The 13107-nt window shown below is 64.9% G+C and carries 10 protein-coding genes; 4 read left to right on the top strand and 6 right to left on the bottom strand.

What is annotated here, in order from left to right:
• Positions 1–12: 12 nt before the first annotated feature.
• From LT988_RS16000 to LT988_RS15990, 3 genes are all read right to left on the bottom strand, one after another.
• Positions 13–2124, bottom strand: a complete 2112-nt coding sequence (locus tag LT988_RS16000; RefSeq protein ID WP_232406537.1) for a class I SAM-dependent methyltransferase — start codon at positions 2122–2124, stop codon at positions 13–15.
• Between the two features lie 224 nt (positions 2125–2348).
• Positions 2349–4838, bottom strand: a complete 2490-nt coding sequence (locus LT988_RS15995; RefSeq protein ID WP_232406536.1) for an ABC transporter permease — start codon at positions 4836–4838, stop codon at positions 2349–2351.
• Entirely contained in the window at positions 4835–5524 is a 690-nt protein-coding gene (locus tag LT988_RS15990; RefSeq protein WP_232406535.1) for an ABC transporter ATP-binding protein, read from the bottom strand. Before LT988_RS15990 ends, LT988_RS15995 begins: the two co-directional genes overlap by 4 nt.
• Between LT988_RS15990 and LT988_RS15985 the strand changes: the two genes are divergently transcribed.
• From LT988_RS15985 to LT988_RS15970, 4 genes are all read left to right on the top strand, one after another.
• Positions 5523–6161 carry an arylesterase gene (locus LT988_RS15985; RefSeq protein ID WP_232406534.1) on the top strand — a complete coding sequence of 213 codons (639 nt, stop codon included), beginning with the start codon at positions 5523–5525 and terminating at the stop codon, positions 6159–6161. The genes LT988_RS15990 and LT988_RS15985 overlap by 2 nt on opposite strands.
• Before the next feature lie 209 nt (positions 6162–6370).
• Positions 6371–7498, top strand: a complete 1128-nt coding sequence (locus LT988_RS15980) for an NAD(P)/FAD-dependent oxidoreductase (protein ID WP_232406533.1) — start codon at positions 6371–6373, stop codon at positions 7496–7498.
• A 448-nt stretch (positions 7499–7946) separates the two neighbouring features.
• On the top strand, positions 7947–8960 hold the full coding sequence (locus LT988_RS15975) for a sodium-dependent bicarbonate transport family permease (RefSeq protein ID WP_232406532.1): 1014 nt from the start codon (positions 7947–7949) through the stop codon (positions 8958–8960).
• A 72-nt stretch (positions 8961–9032) separates the two neighbouring features.
• Positions 9033–9356 (top strand): P-II family nitrogen regulator, encoded by a 324-nt coding sequence (locus LT988_RS15970; RefSeq protein WP_232406531.1) that lies wholly within the window; start codon positions 9033–9035, stop codon positions 9354–9356.
• Positions 9357–9448: 92 nt separating this feature from the next.
• On the opposite strand, the gene secF is transcribed toward LT988_RS15970, so the two are convergent.
• The 3 genes from secF to yajC form a co-directional block, all read right to left on the bottom strand.
• Complete coding sequence (secF, locus tag LT988_RS15965) at positions 9449–10399, bottom strand: protein translocase subunit SecF (protein WP_232406530.1); 951 nt, start codon at positions 10397–10399, stop codon at positions 9449–9451.
• Positions 10400–10651: 252 nt separating this feature from the next.
• Entirely contained in the window at positions 10652–12508 is a 1857-nt protein-coding gene (gene secD, locus LT988_RS15960; protein ID WP_232406529.1) for a protein translocase subunit SecD, read from the bottom strand.
• Positions 12509–12655: 147 nt separating this feature from the next.
• Positions 12656–12988 carry a preprotein translocase subunit YajC gene (yajC, locus tag LT988_RS15955; RefSeq protein ID WP_232406528.1) on the bottom strand — a complete coding sequence of 111 codons (333 nt, stop codon included), beginning with the start codon at positions 12986–12988 and terminating at the stop codon, positions 12656–12658.
• Positions 12989–13107: the final 119 nt, after the last annotated feature.

Genomic DNA, 13107 nt, shown 5'->3' with positions numbered 1-13107 from the left:
GCGTGGTTAGGGTTATTCGGACGTGCGCGACTCTGAACCGATGCCCGCGTCTTCAATACCGGCTGCCGCCCGGGCGCGACGTGCATGTAAGAGGGCGAGCTCCTTCAGCGGGTGCTCGGGAGGGGCCAACTGCGCCGCTTGCGAAAACCACCCGAAGGCATCGACCGGGCCCGCTGCATGATTCAACGCGAGAATCCCGAGCACGAAGGCCAGCTCCGCCGACAACATCTCGGGCGCGAGGCTCAGTCGATCTGTGATGGCGGGCTCGAGCGTCGCCGCCTCGGCATAAGCCCCACCGTGGATCAGGCGCTGAAAGACCTCGCAACAAAGGCCGAACAGCTGCGCGGAGGGCGACGGGGTCGCGGCCAAGCGCTCCGCACATTCAAGCGCAGCGCCCGCGGGCTCGGCCACAGCCCACGCCGAGAAGCGGGCCATCTCGATCGCTCCCGCCAGATCCTCGACCGCACCGTCGGAGACGGTCGCAACCCGAAGATACTCGCCGGCAGCGCGGAACCACACAAGCGCCGCCGCCGCATCGCTTCGATCGTTCAGGGCCAGTAATCCACGGGCGTGGCAGGAACGCGCCCGTTCGTGCGGCGCGAGGTCGGTCGCTGGGTCTGACTCCCGGTCGAATGCCTCCGGCGCGTCCCACCCTCGCGCGCAACGCGCGCCGGCCAAGGCATTCGCCGCTGCGTATGCACCGCCGAAGACCAGATCAACGAAGCAGTGTTCCACCGCGATCTCGAAACGACGCGACGCGCGCAAGCCGTCGCCGTCGGTTCCGACGAATGCCTCGCGGGCAGCCTTCAAGCGCATCGGAGCTTCGGACGGGGCCACGCGGATCGAAGACTCCAACACGCCGAGCCGGCACAGCTCGACGAGATGCTCGGTCTCGCCGTCGTCCGAGCCGATCGACTGCAACGCCTCGCGCAGCGCGACTCCGGCACGCTCGCCGAGCTCGAAACCCGCCAACGCCCGTTCCGGATCGTTTGCGTGACGCAGCGCGATGAAGGCGCTGCGATAGGCCAGACCGCAGAGATTCGCCGGGGTCGCGGCGGCAAAACGCTGGAAACTCTCGGCCTTGATCGGCTCGACCAAGACCGTCTCGGGGCGGTCGAGATCGATTCCGTAACGACGCCGGTAGGTGCCGGCCAGACGATGGAACTCCGCCTGCGCCGCCTCGATGTCGCCCGCATTGACCCACTCTTTGATCAAGCGGCCGGAAAACCCGTGCGCGAGCGGCTCGTCCGGATCCAGGGCGCCGACTCGGCGCTTCAGATAGTCGCGGTAGAGCGCACGATCGAGTGTCCGCGAAAGGTCGCAAGACCTGGGACGACGGCAGGCGAGCGCCGTCAGGTTCGTCTCCGACGCTCGGATTCGAACCTGCGTGAAGCCATGCGCCTCAAGCAGCAGGCTCAGCGCCGCCTCGCTGAATAGCACCAAATGATATCCGGGCGTCAAGATCGGCAGAAGCGCGCCCCAGGACGCCTCGCGACTGACCCCGGCGGCATTCGGGGTGCTGATCACCAACCAGCCGTCGGGAGACAAGGTCGGGGTGATGTCGTCCAGGAAACGGTGCGGGTCCACGACATGCTCGATGACCTCGGAGGCCAACAGCACATCGACCGGCGCCTCCCCGCGCAAGGTTTCCGGCCCGAGATAGTCGGAGGTCACGGGTAAATCCAGCAATCGCCGCCCGGCGCGCGCAAGCGGCGAGGGATCGAACCCGCGGACCTCCCAACCGAGTGCCTCGCGGGCGAAGTCCAGACCAAACCCGAAGCCGCAGCCAACCTCCGCGTAACGTCCGATATCGGCGTGATCGAACCAAAACAGAGGCTCGACCATGGTATCGGGCGCCGCACCCTGTTCGACATAGAACTTGATCGCGGCCCGCGAAAGGGACGTGTCGGCACCGGCATCCGCAGCCGCTCCGTCATCTTCGTAGGCAGGGGGCGTCAGCCCCGGAAAGCTGAGGGTTCCGCACACATCGCAGGCGTGCAGCCGCAAAGGGTCCTGGGTGTTGAACGGCGACTCGACCGCCAACACGGACCGCTTGACGCCGTCCGAACGGCAGACCGGGCAGGCGAACGCCAACGCCTCCGCGGGTGTCCAATCGATCCTCATGCGGGCCCCTCCGTACGGTGTCGGGCTACCCTCGCCGATCTCAAAACAACCTTACAGTTAAAGAATAACCGATGCAGTTCTCAGGAGACGATCCGCGAGAAGCCCCCGGTCAGGGTCTCCGCAAAAGATTCCGGCAACGGGATGAGATCTTCTTCAGCTACCTCGGCGCTTCTGCGTTTAGAGAAGACAACACAGAAGAAACGCGCTGAGAATCGGACAATCCGCTATCCCGCCTGCCGCAGAGTCTGCAACGGCGGGCGAATCAGCAACGGATAGGTTGCCAAGGTTCCGGCGATTCCGATCAAGGCGCCGGAGCCGAAGACGCCGACCAGCCAGAGTGTGGGGTTGAAGCTGAAGGTCAGACCGAAGAGCTGTTCGGCCAGCAGCCAGCCGGTCAGCTCGGCGAAGACGGAGGCGAGCGCGCCCGCGAGGATGCCGGCTGCGGTGAACTCCACGGCCAGACTGGTCAGCAAAGCGCGGCGACCCGTGCCCAGGGTGCGCAGGATACCGTGCTCAAGTCGGCGCTCTTCCAGGCTGGCCTGGATGCCGGCGTACATGACCAGGATCCCGGCCGCGAGCGTGAAGAGAAAGACGTATTCCACCGCCATGACGCCGCGGTCGACCACCTGACGGACCTGCGTCAGTAAGGCGTCAACGTCGAGCAGGGTCACGCTCGGGAAGCGTTTGACCAGCTCCGGAACAAGCGTCTCACGATCGTCGGGGAGGTAGAAGCTGGTGATGAAGGTCGCGGGTTCCGAGCCCAGGAGCGCCGGGGAGGAGATCACGAAGAAGTTGACGTTGAAGCTGTCCCACTGGACCTCGCGCAAACTGGTCACAGGGGCACTCATCTCGCGCCCGGAGACCAAGAAGGTGATCTCGTCGCCTAAGGCGATACCGAGCGTCTCGGCGATGCCCTCTTCCACCGAGAACTGCGGGGAGGCATCCGCATCGGGCCACCATGTACCGGCGACGATGCGGTTGTCGGATTGCAGGTCCGCGCCCTGGCTCAGGTTGAACTCGCGCGAGGCGAGCTGCTCGGCACGCGGATTCTCGTAGTCGGACGGGACGATTTCGCGGTCGTTGATCCGCACCAGTCGGCCGCGGATCATCGGGTAGATGGCCGACTCGCCCAGCCCCCCTTCGCGCAGGAACCGGCCCAATGGCTCGACATCCTGCGGCTGGATGTTGATCAGAAAATGATTCGGCGCACCTTCGGGCAAGGTCTCCTGCCAGGTCTCGAGCAGATCCACACGCACCACGGCCAGCAGCAGCAGGGCCAGGATGCCCAACCCCAAGCCGGAGATCTGCAGGACGGCCGCGGAGGGACGTCGCGCCAGTGCCGCCAGACCGAGTCGCCAGACCCCGCGAGCACGCCCGGCAAGCCCGCCCGCGAGACGCACCAGGACGAGGACCGTGATGACCAGGCTCGCAACGGCGCCGAGCACACCGGCCATCAGCTTCCAGGCCAGCTGGAAGTCATCGGCCTGCCAGACGATCAAGAGGGCCAAGGCCGACGCAGCACCGACCACCGTGAGGATGGCCGATCCGCGCGGAGCACCCAGGTCGCGCCGCAGCGCACGCAAGGGCGAGACCTGCGCCAATTGAAACAGCGGCGGGAGCGCAAAGCCCAAGAGCGCGACCAGACCCGTCGCTACGCCGACCACGACGGGTGCGAGCGAGGGGGTCGGCAGATCCGCCGCAAACCACTCCGACAACAGGCTCATGAGCCCGAGCTGTCCCAGCCAGCCGAGCAGACAGCCGATCAAGCTGGCGATGAGCCCGAAGAGGACCAGGCGCATGGTGAAGACCCGCATCAGCAGGTGATTGGGCGCACCCAGACAACGCATCACGGCGACGGCGTCGGTCTGGCGCTCGACGAAACGACGACTGGCCAGCGCGATCGCGGCCCCGGCAACTAGCAAGGTGACGAGGGTAGCCAAGTGCAGGAAACGCGAGGCGCGATCGACCGCGGACTCGAACTCGGGCCGGGCGGTGCTGCCGTCGATCAAGTCGATATTGGCCGGCAGATCGGCTTCGATAGCCCTTTTGAACCGTTCGACGGCCGCAGCCTCCCCGGCGATCAAGAGGCGATGCTCGGCCCGGCTCGCCTCGGTGATCAGCCCGGTCGCCGCGAGATCGGACTGGCTCAGCATGACCCGCGGGGCCAGAGCAAAGAGCGCACCGCCTCGGTCCGGCTCGTTGCTCAGGATGGCGCCCATGCGCAGACGCGACTCACCGAGACCGACCTCGTCGCCGAGCCCCGCACCCAGCAAGGGCAAGAGACGCGACTCGACCCAGACCTCGCCGGGCGGAGGCCCCGTCTCGACCTCGCGATCAGGCGCATCGAGCGCATCGCGGATGCTCAGCCGCCCGCGCAGGGGGTAGGCGTCATCGACGGCCTTCACCTGGACGAGCTGCGGCCCCTCCCCACCAACCACCACACTGCGAAACTCGATGATGCGGGCGGTCGTTAGACCCATGCGGTCCGCCTGCTCCCGGTACTCGGACGGCAGCGGGGTGGCCGACTCCAAGGCGAGATCCGCCGCGATCAGCTCCCCGCCCTGACGGGCCATGGCGCTTTCGACGCGATCGGTAAAGAAGCCCACCGCCGTGATGGCGGCGACGGTCAGAATCAGGGCCGAGGCGAGCAGATAGAGCTCGCCGCTACGCCAATCCTGGCCGAGCAGTCGCAGGGTAATCCGCCAGGTCTTCACGCGCCTTGCTCCAGGTGGCCGGAGTTCATATGCAGACGACGATCGCAGCGCTCGGCCAGTCGTGGATCATGGGTGACCAGCACCAGTGCCGCACCGGCGTCGCTGCGCAGGTCCAGGAGGAGATCGATGATGTGCTCGCCGGTGACCTGGTCCAGGTTCCCCGTCGGCTCGTCGGCGAACAGCACCTCGGGTCGCGGGGCGTAGGCCCGAGCAATCGCGACACGCTGTTGCTCCCCACCCGAGAGCTGTCGCGGATAGTGGCGGGCACGCGGGGTCAGACCGACCCGATCCAGGGCCTCGTCGGCACGGCGGGCGGCGTCGCGCGTTCCGGTGAGCTCAAGCGGCAGCAGCACGTTCTCGCGGGCTGTCAGCGTCGGCAGGAGCTGGAAGTTCTGGAAGACGAAGCCAACGCGCCCGCTGCGCAGGGCCGCGCGTCCGTCCTCGTCGAGATCGTCGACGCGCTGGCCGCACAGCCACACCTCGCCCGAGGTCGCACTGTCGAGACCGGCCAAGAGCCCCAATAATGTGGACTTACCCGAACCGGAAGCACCGAGGATGGCCACCGCCTCGCCGGCTTGGATCTCAAGGTCGAGGCGTTCCAAGATGGTCAAGCCGCCGGCTGGCCCCGTAACATGCTTCCCCACTGCGACCGCTTTCGACACGGCCCGAGGTCTTTGTCCCGACATGATCCGTTTACTCCTGCTGACCTGTATGTTGTTGCCTGCCCTGACGCTCGGAAAAACCACGACCGACGCGCCGGCCGCTCCACCGGTCATCCTGGTCCTCGGCGACAGCCTGAGTGCGAGCTATGGTTTGGATCGCGAGAGCGGCTGGGTATCGCTCCTCGAAGAGCGTCTGCGCGAGCGTGGAATGGTTTTCCGCGTCGTCAATGCGAGTGTCTCGGGCGATACGACGGCCGGGGGGCTGACGCGGCTCGGGACGCTGCTCGACGAACATGCACCCACCTTGGTTTTGATCGAGCTCGGTGCGAATGACGGCTTGCGCGGCTTGGGGTTCGAGGTCATCCGCAACAACATCATCCAAATGATCGAGCGAAGTCGGACCTCCGGCAGCCGCGTCCTGTTGACCGGCTTGCGCCTCCCGCCCAACTACGGTGCGGCTTACACCGACGGCTTTCAAGCAGTGTTTCGGGAGGTCGCCGAGGCCGAATCCGTCCCCTTGGTGCCGGATCTACTCGCCGGAGTGGCCGAGAATTGGGATCTGATGCAGGCCGACGGGCTGCACCCGACCGCCGAGGCGCAGCCGCGGATACTCGACAATGTCTGGCCGGTCTTGGAGCCGCTGCTGGAGTCGAGCCGATAGATCGCGGCGGCGCGCCCGATCCGAAGCCCACTCCCGATGCGTGTCCACTTGTCCCGGTCTCACTGCCGGATCGGTATACAATCCAACGCATCCTTATGAACCGTCCAAACCGCGCCGGATTCAACGCTCGTCAAGTCGGCCGAGGCCGATCCCATCCAACAACGACGCATACCGCGCAGGGCGCGGTTTAAGGGTCACCGGAGTCATCCATGCATCGCATCACCATCGTCGGTTCCGGATTCGCCGGCCTCACGGCCGTTCAAAGCATCCGACGGACCGCCCCCGACGCCGAGATCACGCTCGTCAGCAACAAGGCCGAGTTCATCTACTACCCGGGCCTCATCTGGGTCCCCTGCGGGATCCGCAGCGGCGAGGATCTGCGCATCGATCTGCGCCCCTTCTTCAAGCGGATGCGCGTGCGCCATCTCGCCGGAGAGGCGACCGGCCTGAGCCCGGACGGGCGCACGCTCGAAACCACCGCCGGTCCGGTCGAAAACGACGGACTCGTCATCGGCAGCGGCGGGCGTTTCATCAAGAAGCTCCCCGGCATCGAGCACGCCATCACGCCTTGCGAGGGCATCGCTGCCGCGGAGGCGATCCGGGATCGGGTCAAGGCGATGGACGGCGGCAGCATCGCCATGGGCTTTGCGGGAAACCCCAACGAGCCGAGCTCGATGCGCGGCGGACCCATCTTCGAGTTCATCTTTGGGATGGACAGCCAACTGCGCAAGGAAGGGCGTCGCGACCGCTTCCGCCTGCACTTCTTCACCCCGGCAGAGCGACCCGGCAACCGGCTTGGCCCGAAGGCGGTCGACGGCATCCTTGCCGAGATGAAGCGGCGCGGGATCGAGACCCATCTGGGCCACAAGCTCAAGTCGTTCTCGGAGTCGAAGGTGACGACCGAGGCCGGCGAATTCGACGCTGATCTCATCCTCTTCATGCCGGGCATGACGGGCAACACCTGGTTCGACAATACCGATCTTCCGCGCTCGCCGGGCGGACTCCTGCAGGCTGATGCCCATTGCCGTGTCCCCGGCTACGAGCGGGTCTATGTCGCGGGCGATTCGGGCAGTTTTCCCGGTCCGGACTGGATGCCCAAACAGGCCCACATGGCGGACCTGCAGGCCCGCGCGGCGGTGAAGAATCTGCTCGCAGAGTTGCAGGGCCGCGCGCCGAGCGAGACCTTCAAGGTCGAGCTGGTCTGCATCGTCGACGCCAACGATACGGGCATGCTGGTCGCGCGAACCGAAAAGAACAACTGGGTGCTGCCCTCGACACGGTTCTTCCACTGGATGAAGCTCGGCTTCGAGTGGTGGTATCTGCGCCCCTACCGCTAGTCAGGGTGCGCTCCGAGCGGGAGCAGGCAGAGCATCCCGATCCTCGCGCCCGTCGGCAGTGCCCTGTCCCGGCCGACCCGAGCCTTGCATAAAACACGCAGCGGTCAACTGCCGGATTTCGGATTATCCTAGATCCGGCAGTTGAACGGCCCCTGGAGTGCGTCCCGCGTGGTGTCCGGCAAGGCGCAACGAGGCGTCGTAGTGGTTCTACGACAACGAGTTGCAACGCGGTCGGGCGCCGCGCGGGACGTGCTCCAGGGGTCGTAGCGGCCGCCACCCGGCGGGTGAGGCATCAGATGACCATGATGCTCAACAACGTCAAACCCTTGCATGCGGCACGAAGCGGTCAACTGCCGGATCTAGGATTATGATCTAACCAACCCTGCGCGGCGCGAAGCTGTGTCGAGAGTTCCGATCGTCCAAGCTCCCATTCCGGGACCACGGAGTCATGATGTCGGCGTTTTCCAACCTGTTGATCCCGGCCGTACTCTTCTTCGCACTCGGTTTCATCGCACGCCTGATCAAATCCGATCTGCGCTTTCCGCCCGATCTGGCGAAGATCCTCTCCATTTACCTTCTGGTCTCGATCGGCCTGCACGGCGGCGTGGAATTGGCGAGGGCGGATCTCGGCGAGGCCCTGGCGGCGGTGGTCTGGGCGCTGCTGCTCGGACTCCTGCTGCCGATCATCGGCTTCGGGCTGTTGCTCGCGACGCGTCGAGTCGGTCCGCTCGATGCCGCCGCGATCGCCGCGCATTACGGCTCGGTCAGCGCCGGCACCTTCCTCACCGCAATCGCCTTCCTCGGCAGCCAAGGGATCGACTACGAGCGCTATCCACTGATCATGCTCGCGATCATGGAGTCTCCGGCCATCGTCGTCGGTCTTTTGCTGGCGAGTTGGAGTCGCGGGCGCGCCGCCAAGACCGACCCGAACCGCAGCGCCGCGCCCGCCGAGCGGGGTGAAGGCCATCTTGCCGAAATCCTGCGCGATGCCTTCACGAACGGCAGCGTGGTGCTCCTGATCGGGTCGATGCTGATCGGTGCCATCGCGAACCCGAAGGCGATGGAGTCGCTGCACCCCTTCACCACCGATATCTTCATGGGAATGCTCTGCCTCTTCCTGCTGGAGATGGGGCTCGAGGCGGGGCGGCGCTTCGCCGACTTCCGGCGCGTCGGATGGGCTCTCGTGGCCTTCGGGCTGGTCATGCCGCTGATCGGCGGTGTCATCGGCGTGCTGGTCGGACACCTGATGCTCGGTTTCGGTGTCGGCGGCACAACGCTGGTCGGGGTACTGGGCGCAAGCGCGTCCTACATCGCCGTCCCGCCCGCGATGCGCCTGGCGATACCCGAGGCCAATCCGTCGTTCTATCTGACCTTGTCGCTCGGCGTGACCTTCCCGTTCAACGTCGTCTTCGGCATCCCGATCTATCACCAACTGGCTCTGCTGTTGGCCGGCGGGGCCTGATCGACGCACGCGGCACGGCAACCCTCGTGTCCCGTCGGACTGTCACATCGCAAGTCGCAGGAGTCTATCCAGATGCACCGCCTTGTCCCTGAAAAACTCGTCACCGTCATCACCACCGACGTGCTCGAACACCGCCTCGTCGCCGCGGTGAGTCGCCGCGGTGCAAGCGGCTATACGCTGCTGCGCGCACGCGGCGCGGGTTCCGACGGTTTACAGTCGGGTAACCTGGAGGTCGACACGAACCTCCTTCTGAAGGTCATTCTGCCTCCCGATCGCATGTCCGACCTGCTTGATGACCTGGACGCACTGATCGGCCAGGGCTATCACCTCACCGTGTTCGTGTCCGATGTCGCGGTGCTCAACCACGAGAAGTTCGAGCGGCCGCTGGAACCTTGAGACAGCCGAGTGAATCGGCTGCGTGAGGCATCTGTTCAGCCGCTCAAGCGGCTGAACAGCAAGCAAAGCGGACATGCTTGATACGCCGCATCCTAAGGCAGGCTGCTGCCCGCGTCGGCCCCTTCCTTGGGAACCGGAAGGAGATCGGCGCGACTCACCCCGAGGAAGATCACGGCCGCCGTGGCCACGAAGATAGTCGAATAGGTACCGACGACGACGCCGATGATGAGCGCCAGCGAGAAACCATTGAGCGCCTCGCCGCCGAAGATATAGAGCGCGATGAGCACGAGCAGAGTGGTCCCCGAGGTCACCACGGTCCGCGACAAGGTTTGGTTGATCGAGACATTTGTGATGTCGATGACCGTTCCCTTGCGTATCCGGCGGAAATTCTCGCGGATGCGGTCGAAGATGACGATGGTGTCGTTCAGTGAGTAGCCAATGACCGCGAGTACGGCGGCGAGGACGGTCAGATCGAAGGGGATCTGAAAGAGTGCAAACATCCCGACAGTGAAGATGACGTCGTGCACAATGGCAACGACCGCACCCACCGCGAAGCGCCACTCGAAGCGCAAGGCGACATAAACCAGGATACCGATCAGCGCGAAGAGGACCGCGAGTCCGCCCTGCTCACGAAGCTCCTCGCCGACCTGAGGCCCGACGAATTCGACTCGACGCAGCTCGACCTGCCCTCCGACCGCTTCGCTCAATGCCTGGAACACGCTATCGCTCAGCTCGGCACTCGCCTCCTCGCCTGCCTCCGGGGCCAGACGAATCAAGACGTCGCTGCGCGTGCCGAAGTGCTGGACGGTTGCACCCGTGAAGCCCTTCGCCTCGAGTGCCGCTCGGACATCGCTGAGCTCGGCCGGATTTTGGTAGCCCACCTCAAGGACGGTGCCACCGGTGAAGTCCAATCCGAGATTGAAGCCACGGATCACCATGGCCAATATACACAGCAGCAGCACGACCCCGGATAAGATCACCGCGGGGCGGCGAATACCCATGAAATCGATATTCAGCTCATTGATGACACTCAGGTCTCTCATCGAATCGCCCTTGGTTTAGGGCGCTCTGGACATCGAGCGCCCTGAATTGAGATCGTCATTGGTTCAATCGCGTTCGGCGCGGCGTGCACCGGTTCAGCGTGCGAACGGCTAGAAATTCATCCCCGAGCTTCGGAGAGAAACGCGATTGAAGTCTTTATCCCGTTTTCACTTGAACCGCGCGACACCGAAACTTCGGGCGGCCTCGACGGCGCACCAGGCGCCGGGGTATCGAGCACCACCCGAGAGCGCGGTTCAAATCGCCAACTTCTTCACGCGCCGGCCGCCGTAGATCAGATTGATAATGGCGCGAGACCCGAAGATTGCCGTGAACATCGAGGTCAGAATCCCGATGAAGAGCGTGACGGCAAACCCCTTGATCGGTCCGGTGCCGAAGCTAAAGAGCACGACGGCCGCAATGAGTGTCGTGACGTTCGCATCGACGATGGTCGAAAGCGCCTTGTCGAATCCGGCGTGGATGCTCGCCTGGGGCGTGCTGCCGTTGCGGATCTCCTCGCGTATTCGCTCGTAAATCAGAACGTTTGCATCGACCGCCATACCGACGGTCAGCACGATGCCGGCGATCCCGGGCAAGGTCAGCGTGGCCTGGAGCATCGAGAGGATCGCGACGATCATCACGAGATTCACCACCAGGACGACGTTCGCTACCAGCCCGAAGACGCGGTAGTAGAGCGCCATGAAGACCAATACCAGCCCGAGACCGATCATGACCGACAGGAAGCCCTGGTCGATGTTGTCCTGTCCGAGGCTGGGACCGATGGTGCGCTCCTCGACGATCTGGATCGGGGCCGCCAAGGCGCCCGAGCGCAGCAACAGCGCTAGATTGTGCGCCTCGTTGCTGCTGTCCAATCCGGTGGTCTGAAAACGGCGCCCGAAGGGCTCGCGAATGGTCGCAACGCTGATGACCTCCTCGACCTTGCGAGTTCGCTTGACCGCCTCCCCGTCGACAACCTCGGTGGTGGTCACGTTCTCGATAAAGACCACGGCCATCGGCTTGCCGACGTTCTCGGTCGTGACATCCCGCATGCGCCGGGCGCCCTGCCCGTCCAGGTTGACGAAGACCGCGGGGCTCCCGCTCTGGCTGTCGAAGCCGGCGGAGGCATCGGTGATCTGATCGCCGGTCACGATAACCCGACGATTGAGCAGGATCGGCGTGCCGTCGCGCTCGCGATAGAGCCGGCTGCCGACCGGAACACGGCCATCGAGGGCATCGGCGACGCTGTGCTCGGTATCGACGAGGCGATATTCGAGCGTCGCGGTCGCACCCAGCAGCTCTTTCAATCGCCCGGGGTCCTGCGCGCCCGGCAATTGGACCACGATGCGGCGATCGCCCTGCCGGGCAATGCTGGGCTCTGCGACACCGAGCGCATTCACGCGGTTGCGCAGGGTCGTGATGTTCTGCTGCAGGGCGAAAGAGCGGACCTCCTCTTGCTGGGCCGGGGGCAAGCTCGCAGCGATGACGAAATCGCCGCCTTCGTCGAGTGGTTGGATATCGAGATCCCGGAACTCGTTGTTCAGCGCCCGCTGAGCATCGTCACGCATCGCCGCATCGTTGAATTTGATCAGGATGCGAGAGCCCTCGCGCGCAACGGTCAAGTAGCGGATCTTGCGGTCGCGCAGCTCGGTGCGGATGTCGCCGACATAGCGCTCGAGCGCTTGGTCGAGGGCCGCTTCCATGTCCACGTCGATCACGACATGGATGCCGCCGCGCAGATCGAGACCCATCGACATGGGGTTGAGGCCGAGAAACCGCACCCAGCCGGGCAGGTCTGCCGACAAGGTCAACGCGGTGCGGTAACGCTCCGAGAGGGTCCGCTCGATCGCATCCTGCCCCGCCAGCTGAGCGCCCGAGGAGGCGAAACGCACCAGCAGCTTGCCGCCTTCGCGCATCTCGATGTCCTTCACGGGGACATCGGCGGTTTCGAGTGCGGCACGCACCTCGGCGAGACTCGCCTCGGTCACCTCGGAGCCGCGCGCGGCGGTGATCTCGATCGACGGGTCCTGAGAAAAGAGGTTCGGAACCGCAAGGAGCAAGGCGCCGAGGATGATGCCCAGGATCAGGAGATTCTTCCACAAGGGGTATTGGTTCATTGCAATTCCAGTCGCAACAGCGGGCGCGATCGGGGATGGGCCGGACACCGGCCGGCGCCAAGGAGGGCGCCCGCGCCCTGAGCCGGAGGAATCCGGTCAAGACGCCGCGGCGCCCGAGGCACCGCGGCCGAGGTGCGGGCGAAGGGTTTACAGGTCTTTCAGGGTTCCTTTCGGCATCACGGACTCGACCGAGCTGCGCCGGATCTTCACCGCAACACCGTCGGCAATGTCGAGCAGCGCAAAGTTGTCCCCGATCTCGGCGATCCGCCCGGCGATCCCGCCGATGGTGACGACCTCGTCACCCTTCGCCAAGGACTCCACCATCTTGCGATGCTCCTTCTGGCGCTTGGACTGCGGACGGATAAGGAGAAAGTAGAAGACGACCGCAAACAACACCAGCGGGAGCAGTGCCAGAAAGGGGTCACCCGCACCGGCGGCGGCCTCGCCTTGAGCGACGGCATCGGAGATCAGGAAGCTCATCTATTCAGTGCCTATGGTCTGGGGATCGCTCGGTTGCGATCCGGCGGTTTAGGACGAGGACGGGACCGCAAAGGCCACACAACCTCCGGAAAACTCGGCGTCGGATTATGGCATAGCGC

It is taken from the genome of Thiocapsa bogorovii (genome assembly GCF_021228795.1).
Taxonomy (GTDB): Bacteria; Pseudomonadota; Gammaproteobacteria; order Chromatiales; family Chromatiaceae; genus Thiocapsa; species Thiocapsa bogorovii.
The sequence above is the reverse complement of the archived record's forward strand: the minus strand, read 5'-3'. Positions and strand labels throughout refer to the sequence as shown.